The organism is Pauljensenia sp. 20925_1_27 (assembly GCF_041432835.1).
Lineage (GTDB): Bacteria > Actinomycetota > Actinomycetes > Actinomycetales > Actinomycetaceae > Pauljensenia.
On sequence record NZ_JAPWAH010000019.1, the window covers coordinates 20,619 to 40,735 of the forward strand.

Annotated in this window: 12 protein-coding genes, 2 tRNA genes and 1 pseudogene; 7 read left to right on the forward strand and 8 right to left on the reverse strand. The window is 66.3% G+C overall.

Annotated elements, in window-relative coordinates; translation table 11 throughout:
• Positions 1-2: 2 nt before the first annotated feature.
• On the reverse strand, positions 3-3,479 hold the full coding sequence (rpoB, locus tag O3684_RS08775) for a DNA-directed RNA polymerase subunit beta (protein ID WP_500062906.1): 3,477 nt from the start codon (positions 3,477-3,479) through the stop codon (positions 3-5).
• A 768-nt stretch (positions 3,480-4,247) separates the two neighbouring features.
• Here rpoB and O3684_RS08780 point away from each other — a divergent pair.
• Positions 4,248-4,865 (forward strand): hypothetical protein, encoded by a 618-nt coding sequence (locus tag O3684_RS08780; RefSeq protein ID WP_500066385.1) that lies wholly within the window; start codon positions 4,248-4,250, stop codon positions 4,863-4,865.
• A gap of 120 nt (positions 4,866-4,985) precedes the next feature.
• Here the strand turns inward: O3684_RS08780 and O3684_RS08785 are convergent.
• Positions 4,986-5,062 (reverse strand) — tRNA-Ile (locus O3684_RS08785).
• Between the two features lie 141 nt (positions 5,063-5,203).
• Here O3684_RS08785 and O3684_RS08790 point away from each other — a divergent pair.
• On the forward strand, positions 5,204-6,946 hold the full coding sequence (locus O3684_RS08790; protein ID WP_500066387.1) for a pyruvate dehydrogenase: 1,743 nt from the start codon (positions 5,204-5,206) through the stop codon (positions 6,944-6,946).
• 263 nt (positions 6,947-7,209) lie between these two features.
• Positions 7,210-8,775, forward strand: coding sequence for a molybdopterin-dependent oxidoreductase (locus O3684_RS08795; RefSeq protein WP_500066388.1), 1,566 nt, complete (start codon positions 7,210-7,212; stop codon positions 8,773-8,775).
• 127 nt (positions 8,776-8,902) lie between these two features.
• Here the strand turns inward: O3684_RS08795 and O3684_RS08800 are convergent, their stop codons facing one another.
• A complete protein-coding gene (locus O3684_RS08800; protein WP_500066390.1) occupies positions 8,903-9,811 on the reverse strand; it encodes a fructosamine kinase family protein in 909 nt (302 codons plus the stop codon).
• Between the two features lie 195 nt (positions 9,812-10,006).
• Between O3684_RS08800 and O3684_RS08805 the strand changes: the two genes are divergently transcribed.
• Entirely contained in the window at positions 10,007-12,007 is a 2,001-nt protein-coding gene (locus O3684_RS08805) for a GmrSD restriction endonuclease domain-containing protein (protein WP_500066392.1), read from the forward strand.
• 1,333 nt (positions 12,008-13,340) lie between these two features.
• Here O3684_RS08805 and O3684_RS08810 read toward each other — a convergent pair.
• A tRNA-Ala gene (locus O3684_RS08810) sits at positions 13,341-13,416 on the reverse strand.
• A gap of 123 nt (positions 13,417-13,539) precedes the next feature.
• On the opposite strand from O3684_RS08810, the gene mtnN reads away from it, so the two are divergent.
• Together mtnN and O3684_RS08820 are read left to right on the forward strand one after the other, a co-directional pair.
• The gene (mtnN, locus tag O3684_RS08815; RefSeq protein ID WP_500066393.1) at positions 13,540-14,295 is read left to right on the forward strand and encodes a 5'-methylthioadenosine/S-adenosylhomocysteine nucleosidase; all 756 of its coding nucleotides are present in this window, start codon (positions 13,540-13,542) and stop codon (positions 14,293-14,295) included.
• A 10-nt stretch (positions 14,296-14,305) separates the two neighbouring features.
• A pseudogene (locus O3684_RS08820) lies at positions 14,306-14,803 on the forward strand (low molecular weight protein-tyrosine-phosphatase).
• Positions 14,804-15,616: 813 nt separating this feature from the next.
• On the opposite strand, the gene O3684_RS08825 reads toward O3684_RS08820, so the two are convergent.
• From O3684_RS08825 to O3684_RS08835, 3 genes are all read right to left on the reverse strand, one after another.
• Entirely contained in the window at positions 15,617-16,507 is an 891-nt protein-coding gene (locus O3684_RS08825) for an anti-sigma factor (protein WP_500066395.1), read from the reverse strand.
• Complete coding sequence (locus O3684_RS08830) at positions 16,504-17,064, reverse strand: sigma-70 family RNA polymerase sigma factor (RefSeq protein WP_048727166.1); 561 nt, start codon at positions 17,062-17,064, stop codon at positions 16,504-16,506. Before O3684_RS08830 ends, O3684_RS08825 begins: the two co-directional genes overlap by 4 nt.
• A gap of 103 nt (positions 17,065-17,167) precedes the next feature.
• Positions 17,168-18,907 carry a cytochrome c biogenesis protein CcdA gene (locus O3684_RS08835; RefSeq protein ID WP_500066398.1) on the reverse strand — a complete coding sequence of 580 codons (1,740 nt, stop codon included), beginning with the start codon at positions 18,905-18,907 and terminating at the stop codon, positions 17,168-17,170.
• 169 nt (positions 18,908-19,076) lie between these two features.
• Between O3684_RS08835 and O3684_RS08840 the strand changes: the two genes are divergently transcribed.
• A complete protein-coding gene (locus tag O3684_RS08840; RefSeq protein WP_500066400.1) occupies positions 19,077-19,436 on the forward strand; it encodes a hypothetical protein in 360 nt (119 codons plus the stop codon).
• 200 nt (positions 19,437-19,636) lie between these two features.
• Here the strand turns inward: O3684_RS08840 and O3684_RS08845 are convergent.
• Positions 19,637-20,117: SIR2 family NAD-dependent protein deacylase (locus O3684_RS08845; RefSeq protein WP_500066402.1), on the reverse strand; the 481-nt coding region annotated here is incomplete at its 5' end.

Sequence of the window (20,117 nt, forward strand, 5' to 3'; positions counted from 1 at the left end):
TATCAGATCGCATCGATGGTCGCCGCAGCGTTCGGACGAGCATCAAGAGTGATGCCCAGGTCCTCACGCGCATTGAAGTCTTCGTCCTGCTCACGCAGGTCAATGACGTTGCCGGCCGCGTCGAGGGCTTCGACGTTCAGGCACAGCGAGCGCATTTCCTGGATGAGGACTCGGAAGGACTCGGGGATGCCGGGCTCGGGGATGTCCTCGCCCTTGACGATGGCCTCGTACACCTTGACGCGGCCGGTGGTGTCGTCGGACTTGATGGTCAGCAGCTCCTGGAGGGCGTAGGCGGCGCCGTAAGCTTCCAGCGCCCACACCTCCATCTCGCCGAAGCGCTGGCCGCCGAACTGGGCCTTACCGCCCAGCGGCTGCTGCGTGATCATCGAGTACGGGCCCGTGGAGCGGGCGTGGATCTTGTCGTCGACCAGGTGGTGGAGCTTGAGCATGTAGGTGTAGCCCACCGAGATCGGGTACGGGAACGGCTCGCCGGAGCGGCCGTCGAACAGGCGCGCCTTGCCCTCGTAGTTGGTGAGGACGTCGCCGTCGCGGTTCGGGTTCACGTTGCGCAGCAGGCCCGCGAGCTCGTCGGCCTCGAGGCCGTCGAACACGGGGGTGGCGACGGGCGTGCCGGGCTCGGTCTTGATGCCGTCGGCGGGCAGGTGCGCTGCCCACTCTTCGCCGGCCTCGACAGCGGCCGAGGCATCCCAGCCCTGGTGGGCGAGCCAACCGAGGTGGTACTCGAGCACCTGGCCGACGTTCATTCGACCGGGGACGCCCAGCGGGTTGAGGATAATGTCGACGGGTGTGCCGTCGGCGAGGAAGGGCATGTCCTCGACCGGGAGGATCTTGGACACGACGCCCTTGTTGCCGTGGCGGCCGGCCATCTTGTCGCCGATCGTGATCTTGCGTCGCTGGGCGACGTAGACGCGCACGGTCTGGCGGACGCCGGGGTTGAGGTCGTCTTCGTCGTCGTTGAATTCGCGGACGCCGATGACGATGCCCTCTTCGCCGTGGGGGACACGCAAGGAGGTGTCGCGCACCTCGCGGGCCTTCTCACCGAAGATGGCGCGCAGCAGGCGCTCTTCGGAGGTCAGCTCGGTCTCTCCCTTCGGGGTGACCTTGCCGACGAGGATGTCGCCTGCGGTGACCTCGGCACCGATGCGGATGATGCCGCGCTCGTCCAGGTCAGCGAGGGATTCCTCGGAGACGTTGGGGATATCGCGGGTGATTTCTTCCTCACCGAGCTTGGTCTCGCGGGCGTCGACCTCGTACTCCTCGATGTGGATCGAGGTGAGGATGTCCTCTTCCACGACGCGACGGCTCAGGATGATGGCGTCCTCGTAGTTGAGGCCTTCCCACGACATGTAGGCGACGAGCAGGTTCTTGCCGAGCGCGACCTCACCGTTGGAGGTGGCGGGGCCGTCGGCCAGGACGTCGCCGGCCTCGACGCGGTCGCCCTCGTCCACGATAACGCGCTGGTTGGTGCAGTTACCGGGGTTGGAGCGCTCGAACTTTTCGAGGCGGTAGGAGTCGCGGCCGCCCTCATCCGTGGAGACGACGATCAGGTCCGCGGAGACCTCGGAGACGACGCCGGAGTGGGCGGCGAGGATCATTTCGCCGGAGTCGTGCGCGGCGCGCAGCTCCATGCCGGTGCCGACCAGCGGGGCTTCCGTGGTGAGCAGCGGCACGGCCTGACGCTGCATGTTCGCGCCCATGAGGGCTCGGTTCGCGTCGTCGTGCTCGAGGAAGGGAATGAACGCCGCGGCGACGGACACCATCTGACGTGCGGACACATCCATGTAGTCGACGCGATCGCGGGCGATCAGGGTCGGGTCTTCGCCGGCGACACGGCACAGGACGTCGTGCTCGGCGAAGGTGCCGTCTGCCGTCAGGGGCGACGAGGCCTGGGCGATGAAGTGGCCCTTCTCGTCGTCCGCGGTGAGGTAGCGGATTTCGTCGGTGACCTTGCAGTCCTTGACGACGCGGTAGGGCGTCTCAATGAAGCCGAAGGGGTTGATGCGCGCGAAGGTCGCGAGCGAGCCGATGAGGCCGATGTTCGGGCCTTCAGGGGACTCGATCGGGCACATACGACCGTAGTGCGAGGGGTGGACGTCTCGGACTTCCATGCCCGCGCGGTCACGGGACAGACCGCCGGGGCCCAGGGCCGACAGACGGCGCTTGTGGGTCAGGCCGGCCAGCGGGTTGTTCTGGTCCATGAACTGCGAGAGCTGGGAGGTTCCGAAGAACTCCTTGATCGCGGCCACGACGGGGCGGATGTTGATCAGCGTCTGGGGCGTGATCGAGTCCGTCTCCTGGGTGGTCATGCGCTCGCGCACGGTGCGCTCCATGCGGGCGAGGCCGGTGCGGACCTGGCCCTGGATGAGCTCGCCGACGGCGCGGATGCGGCGGTTGGCGAAGTTGTCGATGTCGTCGACCTCAACGCGGACCTCGACGGGCTCGCCGCCTCGGGTGCCCGCGAAGGTCTTGTCGCCCTGGTGCAGGGCGAGGAGGTACTTGACGGTCGCGACGATGTCCTCGAGGGACAGGGTCGAGGCCTTGGGGTCGGCTTCGATGGCCAGCTTCTTGTTGATCTTGTAGCGGCCGACCTTGGCCAGGTCGTAGCGACGAGAGTCGAAGTAGAAGTTGTTGAGCAGCGTCTGGGCGGCGTCGACGTTCGCGGGCTCGCCGGGGCGCAGCTTGCGGTAGATGTCGAGCAGGGCCTCTTCCTGCGTCGCGACGGTGTCCTTCTCGAGGGTTTCGAGGAGGACCGGGTAGTCGGCGAAGGTGTCGCGAATCTCAGATTCGGTCATGCCGATGGCCTTGAGGAAGTGGGTCACCGACTGCTTACGCTTGCGGTCGATGCGCACGCCAACGGTGTCGCGCTTGTCGATCTCGAACTCGAGCCATGCGCCACGCGAGGGGATGACCTTCGCGCCGAAGGTTTCCTTGTCCGACGAACGGTCCGAGAGCTTCTCGAAGTACACGCCGGGGGAGCGCACAAGCTGGGAGACAACGACACGCTCGGTGCCGTTGATGATGAAGGTACCGCGGGGGGTCATGAGCGGGAAGTCGCCCATGAACACGGTCTGGGACTTAATTTCCCCGGTCTCGTAGTTCATGAACTCGGCGGTCACGTACATGGGTGCGGAGTACGTGTAGTCCTTCGCCTTGGCTTCCTCCATGGAGTACTTGGGGGATTCGAGGCGGTGGTCGTGGAACGACAGGCTCATGGTGCCTGCAACGTCCTCAATGGGGGAAATCTCGTGGAAGATTTCTTCGAGGCCGGAGACGTCGGGGACATCGTTACGGCCGGATGCCTGAGCGGCTTCGACGCGGGCCTTCCACGCGTCGTTACCCAGCAGCCAATCGAAGCTTTCGACCTGCAGGCCCAGCAGATTGGGGGCCTGGAGAGGTTCACGAAGCTTAGCGAATGAGATGCGGTGCTTGGGCTGTTTGGCGGTGCTGTTGGCAGCCAAAGGGGATCCTTCCCTGCATGAACGGTGCGCACGCTGCCTTATCACCCATTATCTGACGCGTCCTGGTCCGTCAAGCGCCTGTTACGACGGCTGGATACGGGTCACCTCGGGCATGATAAGGCGCAAATACTCAGGCTACCGTGAGTCGCATCGCGAGTCAAGGCAGGATGTGATATGTGCAGGGTTTCACGGGAACGAGGCCGTGGCCAGCTGGTTCGTCGGGGGCGGTGCTGGGGACCCTGGTGTGGGTGGTGCCGATACGAGTTGGTTCTGCCGAATCATACAGGAATTCATGCCCATGACTCATGAGTCATTGCCATATGAATATGCACCACAGCGTTTCGCGCTCGCCCCTCAGGTCCCGAGTGCGGGCACTTCCGGATAGGTAACGCACATCCGGATAGCTTATTAACCTATCCGGATGCTCATAACCTATCCAGGAAGGAACAACCTATCCGCGCCGACGCCACACGTCACCCGATCTCGAGCATCGCTGGAACCTCACGGCACCGCCGCAGCCCATCTGGGTGATGACACCCGTATCGAGTGCTCTTACGCCACAGTAATACGAGCCCGGAAACCCGAAACTCGGACAGTACGAAAGTCCAGCAGATGACGTTGCCAACCCCGTTGAGGATGCGTCAGTCGCACAGGCATGCGGAATGGAACATTGTGAGGCTCCACAGTGACTGGCTATGACAGCGTGACCGATTCGCACGCCTGAGCGAGATGGACGCAGATGTATACGCAACGGGGCACTATTGAGGTATGAGCATCGACGACGAATCTCACCGCGAACCAAGCCCGCCCACTCCCTCACGGGTTGGCGGTGACCCAGCGGCACCTCGCGCCTTGTCAATTGACGAGGAGTGGGCTGTGATCATGGCTCTCGAGGAGGAACGGGGCCGCGCACACGCAGCTGAGCCAACACCCGTCGCATCAGCAGCACCTACACACGAGGATCTGAGCTACCTCGAACCGATCGTTTACCCGGGCGCGAACGACCCAGTGAACCCATGGCGCACCCATCGCACCATAGCCATGCCGGAGGACAACGGGTGGCGTTGGAGGTGGTGGCGCTTGTGGGCGCTGCCGAGTCTGGCGTTTCTTGGGGTCGTTACTGTCGCCGTTGTGCGGCTCTATGGACAGGCAGTCGACCATGGCGACCCCAAGTCTTACATCATGCCGTTCCTGTTTCTGGGGACTCTGTGGTGGAATTGCTTGATCCATGCCCTCTACGTCGTGTGCGTCAGACGCATGAATCCGTCCGTCGGCTTCCATATTGGTGCAGCGATCGCAGCTTTCGTGGCGTCCTCGGTAGTGGCGTTCGTCTGCGTGTGGATGTTCGTGACAGCCGTGAATGTCGGCGCGCTGCCAGGTTCGTAACGTCAGACATACTCACCGACGGACTAACGCCCCCTTCATCGCGCGCAGGGCGACCATGGGCCCTATGCAGCCTTGTACAGAACTCGTCCGACACGGTTGCCTGATGAGGTGACGAGGTGGTGGTGCCCCAAGTCGGGCTTGAACCGACGACCCACGGATTATGAGTCCGCTGCTCTGACCGACTGAGCTATTGGGGCGGTGCCATCCTATCGGAGGAACGCGGGCCTCTTCCACCGACACCTCATCTTGATCCGTCAATCACGCTGAAGCGACATAGGACCTTAGTCATGCCTATGGTGGTTTCACCAGGTCACAGCCAGCAATTTTAAGGAGATGGCATGAACGTCGCGGAACAGATCGTGGCTCAGCTCGTCGACGCGGGCGTCCACCACATCTACGGAATCGTCGGTGATTCCCTCAACCCCATCGTTGACGCCGTGCGCAAGACCGGTGGCTCGAAGAAGGGCGGCATCGACTGGATCCACGTGCGCCACGAGGAGGCGGCGGCGTTCGCAGCATCGGCCGAAGCTCAGCTCACCGGCAAGCTCGCCGTGTGTGCAGGTTCCTGCGGCCCGGGCAACCTGCACCTCATCAACGGCCTGTACGACGCGAACCGCACGGGTGCACCCGTCCTGGCCATCGCCTCGCACATCCCGAGCGTGCAGATCGGCACGATGTACTTCCAGGAGACCCACCCGGACCGCATTTTCGAGGAGTGCTCGGTCTACAACGAGCTCATCTCCTCCGCGGCGCAGTCGCCGCGCACCGTGAACTCGGCGATCCGCCACGCGGTCGGCCTGGGCGGCGTCTCGGTCATCACCCTGCCCGGCGACGTCTCGGACCTCAAGGCCGTCGAGCACATCCCCACCTACGCGCCCGCACGTCCCGCGACGCTGACTCCCAACGCCGCTGACGTTGAAGAGGCCGCAGCCCTTCTGAACAAGGCGGATAAGGTCGCAATCTTCGCCGGCGCGGGCGTCGAGGGCGCCCACGACGAGGTCATCGCCCTGGCGGACGCACTGAAGGCCCCGATCGGGCACTCGCTGCGCGGCAAGCACTTCATCCAGTACGACAACCCCTTCGACGTGGGCATGACGGGCCTGCTGGGCTACGGCGCGGCCGCCGAGGGCATGAGCGACGCCGACGTGCTGATCCTGCTGGGCACCGACTTCCCCTACGACCAGTTCCTGCCGGACACCCCGACCATTCAGGTGGACACGCACGCTGAGAAGCTGGGCCGCCGCACGGACGTCGGCCTCGCGATCCACGCGCAGGTCAAGCCCTTCATCGAGGCACTCCTCCCCCACCTGCACGCGAACCGTTCCGATTCCTTCCTGAAGTCGAAGATCAAGAAGCACTCGGAGATCATGCACGCTCCCGTGGGTGCCTACACGCGCAACGTGGAGAAGATGCGACCGATCCACCCCGAGTACGCCGCCCACCTCCTCAACGAGACGGCCGCGAAGGATGCGATTTTCACCGCGGATACGGGCATGTGCAACGTGTGGACCGCCCGCTACATCGATCCGCTCGGCACGCGCCGCCTCATCGGTTCGCTGCTGCACGGCTCGATGGCGAACGCCCTGCCGATGGCACTGGGCGCTCAGGTCGCCTACCCGGATCGCCAAGTCGTGTCTGTGTCGGGCGACGGCGGCATCTCGATGCTGCTGGGCGAGCTCATCACCGCGAAGATGTACGACCTGCCGGTCAAGGTGGTCGTCTTCAACAATTCGACGCTGGGCATGGTGAAGCTGGAGATGCTGGTCAACGGCATCCCGGACTTCCAGACGGATGTCCCCGACACGAATTACGCGGAGATCGCCCGTGCAATTGGGTTCCACGCGGAGCGCGTCGAGGACGCGTCTCGCCTGGAGGACGCGTACCGCGAGGCATTCGCAGCGCCCGGCCCCGCTCTCATCGAGGTCATCACGGATCCGAACGCACTCTCGCTCCCGCCGGCCATCACGGGCGGCCAGGTCGTCGGTTTCGCGACCGCGATGAGCAAGATCGTCCTCAACCGCGGCATCGCCGAGGCCTTCTCCATGGCCACCTCGAACATGCGCAACATCCCGCGTCTGTAGGTCATTCACCTCTCCGGGGACGAGGCCGGGGCTGGGTTGCATCGCACGACCTGGCCCCGGCCTCGTTCTGCCGTAATCCGACCCCGGATTTAATAAACATTCCCTTTTCCAAAAGAATGGCTTTTGCCCTCTCAAATAACGCTTGACAAGCTAGCACTTTGTAACACATTACACAACAAGACCATTTGACACCTAATTTTGCGCGCATTTTCCCTCTAATCTACGAAGCGTTCTATCATTCACGCCTCACAGGAGGAACCGCCATGCACGCGCTCGCAGCAATGGCTAGCGCAGCCGGTGCCGTCAACGTCGACACTTTCCCCGCTTGGCTGAGGATCACCCACTTCATCAACTTCATCATGATGGGTTTCCTCATCCGCTCCGGCTGGGAGGTCCTCGCATCACACCCACGTCTGTACTGGAACAATCACTGCACGCCAGGATCCGAGTGGCTCAAGTTCACGAAGGACAAGGTGTCGACCGTTCCCGGCGAGTTTACGGCGCGCGACGACCAGCGCAACCTCCACCCGCTGATCTCCCTGCCCGGACGCGGACAGATCGGCCTGGGCCGCGCGTGGCACGCGCTCGTCACGTCCATCTGGCTCATCAACGGCTTCGTGTACGTCGCCCTCCTCTTCGGGACGGGCCAGTGGCGTCGCATCGTCCCCACCTCGTGGTCTATCTTCCCCGAGGCCTGGGAAAGCGCCAAGATCTACATGGGCCTGCAGATTCCCTCTATCGAGCACTTCCAGCCCTATGACGCCCTCCAGAAGCTCATGTACTTCACGGTCGTCTTCATCGTTGCACCCCTCATGATCGCGACCGGCCCCATCATGTCCCCCACGTTCGCGGGACGCTTCCCCAGGTACGTCAAGCTTTTCCACAACCGCCAGACGGCTCGCTCCATCCACTTCCTGGGCATGGCGTTCTACTGCTTCTTCGTGGTCATGCACGTCGCACTGGTGTTCATCGTCCACCCGAAGTACAACATCGCGCACATGATGCTCGGCGAAAACTACAACGACATCTCGGCGGCGCGCTTCGCTCAGGCTGTCACCATGCTGATCATCGGCATCGTCGTCGCCATCGCCCTGTGGATCGGTGCCTCCTACTGGTCCCTGTTAAACATGCGTCGCGCACAGCGCTGGGTGTGGGGTGCCACGCAGCCCATCCGTGCGCTCACGATCGACCGCCTGCATTCGCGTCAGGTCGCGAAGAAGACCTTCACCGAGGACGACATTTCCCCGTTCCACTGGGTCAACACGCGCCCGCCGACAAAGGAGCAGTCCGAGGAGTACATCGCCCTGCGCGAGGACGACTTCAAGGACTTCCGTCTCGAGATCGGCGGCCTGGTCGAGGAGGAGAAGTCTTTCTCCATCGATGAGCTGAAGGCCCTGGGCAAGGTCACGAACATTACGATGCACACCTGCATGCAGGGGTGGACGGGCATCGCGAAGTGGGAGGGCATCCGCCTCAAGGACCTCCTCGAGCAGGTGACGCCCACGGAGGGTGCGCACTACCTGATGGCGACCTCCTTCGGGCACGTCGGACACACCTACGATGGGCGTCCGACCGAGCCCTACTACGAGTGCATCGACCCGTCGATGATCGACGACGACGAGTGCATCCTCGCCTGGGGCATGAACGACGAGCCTCTGCCCGAGGTCTACGGCGGCCCGCTGCGCCTGCGCGCCGATTCCCAGCACGGCTACAAGATGGTCAAGTGGGTGCGCCGCCTGGAGTGGATCCACGACTACCACTACGTGGGCGACGGCCAGGGCGGCTCGCGAGAGGATTCGGGTCTGCAGCACTACGACGCTCGCGCCTGAGAATCTCTGCCTTCGAACGTTGCCGCGCCTCCCTCCTCGTCCCCACGCATGCGCGTGCGGGTCCGCGGTGGGAGGCGTGGTCTTTGTCTGCGGTCTCTGTGCTCGGGCGCGCGGAGGGAGGCGCGGTCTATGCGTACCTGCGGGCGATGGCGATGGCCTCGGGCGCGTAGGAGCGGCCGAAGACCGCGCAGTGGATCATGATGATGTGCATCTGGTGCAGGGCGATGCGCTCGCGCCAGCCGTCCCCCAGGGGCGAGGCCTCGTTGTAGGCGGCGAGGATCCGCTCGTAGTGCGGGCAGCCGAAGACCGCGAGCGCGGCGAGGTCCTCCTCGGCGTGGCCGCCCTGCGCGGCGGGGTCGATGAGGACGGCGCCGCCCGGGGTCCACATGACGTTGCCGCTCCACAGGTCGCCGTGGGTACGGGCGGCGCCGATGTTGTTGTGGCGTGTTTTATTGTCTTCGACGAGGCGCGGCTGGCCGTGGTCGAGCGCGCCCGATTCGAGGCGCTCGCACAGCTTGTCGATGAGCGCGCATTCTGCGGCCGTGAAGGTGCGGTCGCCGGCGTAGGGGGCGATGCGCTCGCGCGCGTAGAAGGCACCCCAGGATTCTTCCGACGACGAGGCCGGGGCCGGGTCCGGCGTCGCATCTCGACTCGCGTGCGGGCCGGGATCGGTTGCGTCACTAGACTGGCAGCGCCCCACACGATGCGCGTTGGCGTTGGCGGCACCCATCGCCTCGTGAAGAAGCGACAGGCGCGCCTCCCCCATCCAGCCGTCCCCCTCGAAGCCGGGCGGCGGCGCACCCAGGTGGCTGGCCCCGGCGGCGTGCGTGTGGGCAAGGGCGCGGCCAAAGTCTTCGGCGGCTCGCAGGGTTGGCGCGACAGAGACCAGGCGGGGCTCCTCGAGCCACGTCGCGCCATGATCGAGCACAGGCACGACAGGGACGCCGGGGCCCGAGGCCTCGGCGAGCCACGCGAGGCCCGAAACCTCGTAGGCGATCCGCCCGCGGCGACTATCCGCTTTCCTGATGGTGTCCACCGGCACCCTTCCTCTCGATCACCCAATCAACCGTGACAACTCGCGGCCACACCCCCATGCTAGTCGCGCTCCCATTCCACACAGCCACGCGAAACAGCGGATGACCCCCGGCCTCGTGACTGTGGACACATACTGAGCAAACATCGATATACTGCCAGTAGAAGACAGTCCACCACAACGAGGATGTAGGCCTCCATGACCCTCACGACGACACAGAAGTCCATTCAAGAGCTGCTACACGGCGACCGCCAGTACCAGATTCCTGACTTCCAGCGCCCCTACGTGTGGGAAGAGCAGCAGGCGGAAACCCTCGTGAATGATCTGCTGGGCGCGTGGCGCACGGACGACGGTGACTACTTCCTCGGGTCAATCGTCCTCGTGCAGCACCCCAGCGGCGACGACGTCGACATCATCGACGGGCAGCAACGCCTCACCACCCTGTGTATCCTCGTGTCTCTACTGCGTCACCTGGAAGAGGATCCCGCTCTGCGCGGCGAGCTCGGCGATCTCCTGCTCATTCCCCAGTCGCGCATTAAGGGCTTGGATGAGCGGCCACGCCTGAGCGTTCGTGAGTGCGACCGCGAGTTTTTTGACACGTTCATTATCGGCGACAACATCGACTCACTGCTTGACGTCGACGGCGAGAGCCTGACGCGCCCGTCCGTGCAGCGCATCGTCGCCAACGCGCGCGCCATGCTCGACGTGCTGGGCAATCCCGACACGCTCGCGCCCAGCGAGATCAGCGACTTTATCCGTTACCTGACCCTGCACGTGTCCCTCATTGAGGTGTCGACCGATTCCTACCAGGCGGCGCACCGCATCTTTTCCGTCCTCAACACGCGTGGCGTTCCCCTGTCGGCCGCCGATATTTTCAAGGCGCGCGTCTTGTCCCGCGTGGAGCCCGACGCCCGGGCTCGTTACGCCGCCCTGTGGGAGCAATCCATCGACACGCTGGGTACGGAAAGCCCGGACGCATTTTTTGGGCATCTGCTCACGCTCACGCTGCGCGCGCCCGCCAGGAGGGCCCTCATCGACGCGTTCGACGAGCAGGTCCTCACGCCGTTCCTCGCCGCCAGGAGCGGCGAGGAGTTTATTGACGAGGTCTTGGTTCCTTCCGCTCGCGCGTACACGTTGGCGACGCTGGAGCCTCTGGTGGGCCACCCCGCGGCCACGCCGCTCGAGCTTTTGCGCCTGTATGACTCCTCGGATTGGAAGCCAGCGGCGATGAGCGTGTTGCGCGCGGGGCACGGCGACGAGGAAACCACGTCGCTGTTGCTCCTCCTCGAGCGTGTCTACGGCACTGCTGTCGCCGCGCGTCTCACCCCGTCGGCTCGCGCCGCAATCATCACACAGTTCATCGCTGCCTTCGAGGACGGCGAGTCTCTCAACGCTGCTTGTTCCGTGCCGGATAGCGTCCGCCACCGGGCCGCTGAGACGATCTCGCGGCCCCTGCCTCAGTCCTCCATCCGCAAGGTCCTGCTGTACCACGCGATGGTCCACGAACACGGTTCTTTCCCGACGCGTCTGCCGCGCTCCATGGGCGTTGTGTGCGGGCTTCCAGCCAGCCACATTCGCGGCGTTGGCGAGGACATCGACCTGCGCGCGTGGAACAAGCGCCTGGGGAGCTTCATCTTGTCCACGATTAAGTCACGTACCGTCAACCAGGCACCCGACTGGGATACGGTGGTGCGCGCCACCCACCGCGTGATGACGCTCGGCGAGTTCGCGGTCGGATCCCTGCCTTCAACCGGGGGCGAGATTCACGCTACCGACCTTGAGGAACGCCAGAGGCACCTGACTCAACTGATCTTGGACTACTGGGATATTCGGCGAGATTCCGATGGCGTGGACCTATCTCTCCTGTCCAGCGCCGACCTTGAGGCCGCCGTCGACAAGCGCTCGGCTGCCCGCGGCCGCCAGGTGCGCCTGGCCGACGTCGTCGCGACCGGCATCATCTCCCCCGGTGACACCTTCATATGGCGGCGCCGCAACCTCGGCAACGTCTACGTCGTGGCCATTTCCCCCGAGGGCACGATCATCCTGCCCGACGGCCAGGAAGTGTCCTCCCCGTCGGCCGCAGTCACCGCCCTGACAGGAACCAGCAGCGCCGCAGCCCTCGACGTCTTCGTGCGCGAATCCGACGGCAAGAAGCTGCGCGACCTGTGGGACAGCTACCGGAGCCGTTTCGCCTCGTAGAGCCGTCTCACGCGAACGCGGGCCCGATGGGTGGTGGCCTGGGCCTTTGGGCCCTTGATGCGCACGTTAACCCTCTCATGCGCACGTGGGCGCTACGATCTGCACGTGGGCCCGACACCTCGCACGTGGGCAACGCCGCCCACGCGCATATCTAAGGGTTGACATACGCATCAAAGGGCTTACGTGCGTATCAAGGGGTTAACGCGTATCTTCAGCGGTTCACGTGCAACCAACACACCACGACAGCGATCGATTCCGCCAAAATGCAGACCCATTCAGCCACAACCGTCGGTTTTGGTCTCTTTTTGCCCAATGGGTCTGCACTTTGGCGGCCACACCCCCTCAACTCGCGGCCTCGCCGTCACCCATCGGGGGAATTGCACTACACGGGGGTCCGACACGCCGGCGACACGCCGTAAGAAGGCTTCGTGTAGTGCAAAACCCCCATCACCACCGGCATGGAGAACGCCAGGGGCACGGAGGACCCGGCCGCAGTGCCTGTGAGCGGCAAAAGCCCGGCAACAGGACCCAAGGGCGGCCCCACTTTCGGTACAAAACTCTCCCCGCACACCCACCCTCACCGCATATCCGGTATAAAACTCTCCCTGCTCACCCGAAATGGCTCAATTTGGCGCTTTTTCTGCATGCAGGGAGAGTTTTGTACCGTTCTCACCACCAAGAAGCCAAGCAGGGAGAGTTATGCACCGTTCTCACCACCATGAGGCCGAGCAGGGCAAACTGTGTACCGAACGCAAGGCAGAGATCAAGCGAGCCAACACAACAACACTCCTGGCCCCAAAGGTGTGAAGCGCGCCGAAGGGGCCGGAGCACCTCGCCGCGGTGCCGGTGGGCGGCAGCAAGACCACAGCCAAACAAATTTCGCACATAATTGCCCACGGTCACTTTTCGAGACCACCCGAAAACGTTGCAATCCCAACGAGGCGAATTCAAGGTTTGAACAAGTTGCGAGGGAATTACGTGCGAAATTGCTGAATATACCAGGCACCACCACGATGAAGAGCGCCGCAGGGGCCGGAGGGTCTGGCTGCGGTGCCCGTGGGCGATGGCATAGCCTGGACGCGGTGCCGGTGCGTGCCGGCGGGGCCAGGCTGCGGTGCCCGTGGGCGGCGGCGGGGCCTGGCCGGGCTTCGAGACGACGCGCCGAGCCGAAGGCTCGCAGCGCGGACGGCGAGCGGGCGGGCCGCCGCCCACGGGCACACTGAGCAGCCCGGCCCCACAGCAGGCCCTCCGGCGCCCGGAACACCAGCGGAGCCAGCAGCAACAACACACCCGTGCATGCAAAAAACCGACATCCGGATCGGATGTCGGCCTGTGGTGGAGCTAGGGGGATTCGAACCCCCGACCTTCTCATTGCGAACGAGACGCGCTACCAACTGCGCCATAGCCCCGAGGTCGTCGCCCAGTGCGACGCGATCGTCCGGTCGGCGCGGTGGGACGCCCCCGGGGCGGGCCCCCTTGACGGGAGCGGGTCCAGGGGGGCCTCGGCGCGCCCCGCCCCGTAGACTGTGCCCATGAGCGAGAACCTGAGTTTCCCCGGGCGCGTCCGTGCCGACGCCGTCATCCAGTGCGCCATGGACATGGAGGCCGCGCCGCTGCTCCACCTCCTCGAACCCATGGGCGACGAGGAGACGCCCCGCGCGGTCCACGCGGGAGCCCCCGGGCGCCACGCGCAGCGCTTCGCCCTCGGCCTCATCGACGGGCGCACGGTCCTGGTCGTCACCTCCGGGATCGGCGAGGCGAACGCCGCGGCGGCCACCGCCCGGGCCCTGGTGCTCGTCGACGCCCCGATCGTGATCGCCGCGGGGACCACGGGCGGCCTCGCGCGCGACATCAACGTCGGCGACATCGCAGTCGGCGTGAGCGCCGTCTACGGGCAGGCCGACGCCACGGCCTTCGGCTACGCGCTGGGGCAGATCCCCCGGATGCCCGTCGACTACTCCTCCTCCGAGCGCGCCGCCGCCAGGTGCGACGCCCTGGCAGGCCTCGTCAACCACCCGGTGCGGGTCGGGCGGATCGTCTCGTCGGACTCCTTCTGCACCGAGCAGGTGGCCGAGCCGATGCGCCAGCGCTTCCCCGACGCCATGGGCGCGGACATGGAGACGTGCGCGATCGCCCAGGTCGCGTGGAGCTGCGGCGTCGATTGGATCTCGCTGCGCGCCGTGTCCGACCTGTGCGGCCCGGGCGCCGACCAGGCCTTCCACATGGACGGCGAACGCGCGGCCGCCCACAGCGCCGAGGCCGTCCGCGCCTACCTGGCCCTGCTGTGAGGGGGGTTCGATGCGCGTCCTCATGGTGTGCACCGGCAACATCTGCCGGTCGACGATGGCCCACCAGGTGCTCGACGAGGCCGTGGCGGCCGGTGGGCTCTCCGGCGCCGTCCGCGTGGACTCCGCGGGCGTGTCCGACGAGGAGCACGGCAACCCCATCGACCCCCGTGCCGCCCGAGTGCTGCGCGCCCACGGGCACGGCGTCCCCGACCACCGCGCCAGGCAGGTGCGCGCCGACGAGCTGGCCGACTGAGACCTGGTCCTGGCGATGACGTCGTCGCACTACGCGGCGCTGTCGCGGCTGCGCGACCGCGCCCGCCCCGGCGGGAGGGCGCCGGAGATCCGCATGTTCCGCGACTTCGACCCCCAGTGCGCGCACCTGCCCGAGGGGCCCGGCCGGGACAAGGACCTGCCCGACCCCTGGTACGGGGACTACGGGGACTTCGTGGACACCCTGGCCGTTATCGAGCGCTCCACACCTGCGCTGGTCGACTACGTGCGCCCCTAGGGCGTATCGCGTGTGCGGGTGCGGTGGGATCTTTCGGGTATTGTGCCCCCGGCAAGGCCCACTTCCGGCGGGGGTGCCCGCGCCAGGCCTCGCGCCCGCCATGCCGCGGCCTCGGCTCCCGACGACCCGACCAGGTGGCCGGTCGGCGAGGTGACCCGACCCGGCGGGCTGTTTTGCAAGCGTTGTTCCGCATTGGGGTAGGAAACAGGTCATTCGGGCAGGTTAGTAACCTGCCCCAATGAGGGCTAACCTGCCCCAATGCTTGGTTTCCTGCCCCAGTGTCGTCCGCTGGGCACTGGAGGGCGCGGCTGTGGTGCGGCGGCACGGCTGCGCCTGGCCCAAGGGCGCCTGGGTCCGGGTGCGCGCCCGCGTCTGCGCCACTTGGGCATTGCCCGCACCACTTAGGCCCCCGACACGCCGGGAGAACCAGGGCCCATTTGGGCCTAAGTGGCGCAGTGGAGCCCTAAGTGGTGTAGCGGTGCGCTAAGTGGTGCAACGGCGGGCTAAGTGGTGAAGCGGCGCACGAAGCCGCGCAACCGCGAGCGAATCCCGCAGCACAGCGTACGAAGCCGCCCAAAGCATCGACAACGAGCCGCACACGCAGCCCCTCCCCACAACCACGCACACAAAAGGACCGGAATCAGACAACACGGCCTAGTCGGGCACGCACGTAAGGGGACTGATTTCCGAAACACACTGCGCATACAACGGCTTGATTCCGCCCTTGTACGCGGTCGCATGTTGCGTAATTCCGATCCTTGTGTGCGTAAAACGGGGCTGCGCGGCGCCGTCTACACTGCGCCCGATTGCCCGTCAGATGATCGTCCCGTCCCAGGTGGGCGCGGTTGAGGGGGAGGGTGCCCCTCCCGGGGCCGGTCCGCTGTCCGGTGTGGGCGCCCCTCCCGGGGTGGGGGCCGGGTCCGGGGCCCCGACGCGCAGGACCACCAGGGGCTCGCCCGTCGGCTGGGCGGACCCGCCCCGGGGCTCGAAGGTCAAGAAGATCTCACTGCCCGGCTGGGGCATGATGTCCACGAAGGAGTAGTCCCCGCCCCGCCGCTCGTAAACGCCCAAGGATTCGACGGTGTTTCCGTGGCGCGCCCACACCTGCATCACCTGTCCCTCGGGTGCCCGCAGCGCCGAGGGCGTGGTGATCGCGGTCATCCCCATTTCCGGCGACCAGGTGAGGGTGACAACGTGCCCGTCGGGCATGGTGTCGGTGGAGCGCCGTACGTCTTGCGCCTGGTTGAGGGCGGCGTAGTGACTGGTGGACTCCATTGAGGTCATCGTGGTCCACCGGCCCACGCCGATCCCCGTTGCGAAGAGCGCGACCGCCGCGGCCGCCGCGGCGAGGACGCGCGCGAACATGGGGATGGCCCTGCGGTCGCGCGCGGGGGCCTTCCCGTGGGCACCTCCGCGGCTTCCGGATCCGGAGTCCGCCCCGGTCTCGGCCGCCACCCCGGAGCCGGAGCCCGCCTCTGATCCTGCCCCCGCCGCAGTGGGCGCCGCCATGCGGACGAGGCGCGGGCCGGCGCCGGGGCCGTCCTCCGCTGCGGCCTCCTCAGGGGCCCCCGTCCGCCGCTCCTGCTCGACCTCCTCGATCGCGGCCAGGAGGGCGTCGCGCACGCGCGCCGACGGCTCGACGGGGGCGAGGGAGGCGCCGAGGCGGGCAGCGGTCTCGTCGTCGTCGAAGATGTGGTCGCTCATCGTTCCTCCAAGATGGTGCGCAGGCGGGCGAGGGCCTGGCGGATCGTGCTTTTCACGGTGCCGAGCGGCAGTCCCGTCGCGTCGGCGATCCTCGAATGGCTCAGTCCCCCGAAGTACGACAGGAGGATGACGGTCTTGTGCGGCTCCCCCAGGGAGCCGAGCGCGCGGCGGACGTCTCCGCCCGCGATGCGGGACTCCGCCTCCTCCGCCGTCTGGTCCCAGTCCACGTCCGGGGGCGAGGCGAGTTCGCGGTCGCGCGCCGCCTGGGCCGAGCGCACCCGGTCGATGGCCCGCCTGCGGGCGATGGTGGTGAGCCAGGCGCGGACGCTGCCGCGGCCGGGGTCGTAGGAGGGGGCGCGCCTCCACACGTGGAGGAACGTGTCCTGCAGGACCTCTTCTGCTTGGGCGCGGTCCTTGAGGACGCAGCTGATGAGCGCGAAGAGCGTGGGCGCCCAGGCATCGTAGAGCCTCGCGAACGCCCGTTTGTCCCCTTCGGCGACCAACTGCAGGTCTTCGCGGCCCAGGTCGCGTGCGGCGGTGTCATTCACGGTGCTCATGATAGAACGCCGTGGCGCCCGGTGCCGGGGGACGCCCGGCGCCGGGCGGGGTCTCCGCCGGGGCGGCGCCGCGAAGGCCACCTGTTCCTCCGCGGCCAAGCCGTCACCCGAAGGTGAAGGAGTAGAGCGCCAAACCCTTGCTGGCCGTGACGGTGAGCAGCCCTGAGGAATCGGTGTCCCCGCTCACCAGCGTCATCGAGTTCGGGGTGCCGCTCACATGCTGGGTGTGGGACTGGCCGTCCATCTCCCAGGTGAGGTCGCCCTCGCCCGAGACCACCAGGTCCACGCGGCGTCCGCGCCACATGAGGCGCAGTTCCGCCTCGTCGTCGGCGGGGCTGATCGACTGGGCGCCGATGGTCCACCGTCCCTGCAGGGCGAAGCGGTCCGCACCTAACGAGGCCGGGGCCGCGTAGTCGCGCGTCCCGGCGGAGTAGGCCTCCGTCCCCGCGAAGCTTGCTGCACGTTCGTGGCCCAAGTAGGTCTCGGGCGTGCGGTGAATGGCCACTCCTTCGACGCCGTCGTCGGTGAAGAGCGGGTCGGGCAGCGCGTTGCCCTGGTCGGCCAGGAGCCGGCGGATCAGTGACTCCAGGGTCGCCTCGCCGCCCTCTCCGAAGTGCGTGTAGCGCAGTTGCCCGTGCGCGTCCGCCAGGTACTGGGCGGGCCAGTAGTGGTTATCGAAATCCGTCCAGGTCTCCAGGTCGGAGTCGACGGCGATCGGGTAGGTGATGCCCAGCTTGTCGCCCCCGGATTGGACGTTCGCGGTCTCCTTCTCGAAGGCGTACTCGGGGGAGTGGACGCCGATGACTTGGAGCCCGTAGGGGTGGTACGCCTCGTAAAGCCTTTCGATCCCGGGAATGGAGCGCTGGCAGTTGATGCACGAGTACGCCCAGAAGTCGACCAGGGTCGCTCCACTGCCCTGGGGGGCCGCCCCGCCGTCCGTGTTGAGCCACGCGGTGGGTTTCAAGGAGGGGAGCGCGCCGCAGTCCGCCAGGGTCGTCGCGCCGTCGACGCAGGCTGAGCGCTGGCCTTCTCCCCTGCTCAGACCCGGATCGGCGCTACGCTGCAGCGCTGACGTGTAGTCGGGCAGCGCCCTTTGGAGAACGGCGGGCAAGTCGGTGACGATCCCGGCGGCCAACGCCAGGACGGTGGCGCCCGCGGCGATGCGCACGCGCCGCTGGTGGCGGCTGAACGCGGAGACGCGCTCGGTGAGGCGGCGCCCCGCTAGGGCGAAGGCCAGGAGGGGGATCGCTGTGCCCGCGGCGAAGGAGAGCGCCAGGGCCACGGTGTCGGCCCCGATGCGGCCGGTGGAGCCGGCGACGATCACCGCCGCCAGTACGGGTCCCGCGCAGGGCACGTAGGCGGCGCCGAGGACGATGCCCAGGCCGAAGCCGTTGGTCCCCGTGCGCCTACCGGCCTTGGAGAACACGGCGAAGGGCTTCTCCAGGACGTGCATGAACCGTGGGACGATCATGCCCACACCGATGAGGACCAGCAGGACCACCCCGGCCCACCGGATGAAGTTCTGGGGCAGGTGGAGCGCCGTGAGCAGTGTCGAGCCAAGCAGCGTGAATGCTGTGAAGCTGAGGACCAGTCCCGCGACGACCTGGTAGGGCCGCCATTTCGAGGGGGCGCGGGGCACTGGCCGTGTCGCGCGGTGATCTTCCTGTGCGCCGGAAGTCCCCCCGAGGGAGATGCCGGTGCCCGGAGCAACAGCGAAGGAAAGGGAGGGGCGCGCCGAAGCGGCGCCACCCGCCATGAAGATGACGGGGAGGACGGGGAGGATGCACGGGGAGATGCCCGTGATGAGGCCACCGAGGAATCCGATGAGGACCAGGGTTGTCATGATGCTCCTTTCGTGTGGTGCTACTCCTGATTCGTCGCAGTCGCAGTCGTGGATCAGCGGATGTCATGTGTTGTATGTCACTGATGGCTGGGTGATCCGTGGCGCTGTTCGCGCCGAATAGGAGGGTGAAGGCGCTAACGGAGCGCCCCTCAACAGAAGGAATCACGCAATGAGTATTCGCCGCGCGGCTCTGGCAGCCGCCCTGTCCGTCGTCTTCGCCGCTGGTTTGGCGGCCTGTGGGAACTCCACCAACGAGAAGATGGAGAACCCGTCGTCGCCGTCGATGACGCAGGACACGAAGATGGAGAACTCGATGTCGGGCGATGGCATGAAGGGGGGGATGGACGACGGCAAGATGGACGACGGCAAGATGGACGACGGGAAGATGGACGACGGCAAGATGGACGACAGCAAGATGGACGACAGCAAGATGGACGACAGCAAGATGGACGACAGCAAGATGGACGACGGCAAGATGGACGACGGCAAGATGGACGACGGCAAGATGGACGACGGGAAGGAGGGGTAGCAGTAGGCCGCGGCTCGGGGCGTCCCAGAATCCCAAGGGCGGCGGGCTGATCCATGTGATGTCCCGCCGCCCAGGGCCTATCGATGGGCGCTGGCGGCGCAGTGGGGCGAGCGGGTGCTGTTGCGTGAGTCAGCGCTGTGGGCACCGGGTGCGAAACTGCCTCACGCCGCCACTTACTCTGGCCGCACTGTGGTGCCTGCTCACACGTGCCCCTGGATCTGCGCGAAGACGCGGCCGATGGGCTCGCGGATGATCAGGTCGGCGCGCCCGTCGTAGGGGGTGGGCGTCGCGTTCATGAGGACGAGGCGCCCGCCCTGGTAGTAGTCGATGAGCCCGGCCGCCGGGTAGACCGCCAACGACGTGCCGCCCACGATCAGCATGTCCGCCCCCGCTATGGCCAGGACGGCCCCCTCCAGCGTCGCCGGGTCCAGAGCCTCGCCGTAGAACACGATGTCCGGGCGCACCACGGCGGAGCACGACGGGCAGTGGGGCACGCGCCCGGCCCGGGCCTCGTCGAAGTCGTCGATGGTGGAGCGCGCGCCGCACCCCGTGCACTCCAGCCTCGTCCAGTTCCCGTGGAGCTCAAGCACGCGCTTGGAGCCCGCGGCCTGGTGGAGGCCGTCGATGTTTTGGGTGACCACCGCCTTCAGTTTCGGTTTATAGGACAAAACGTGTTGGTTG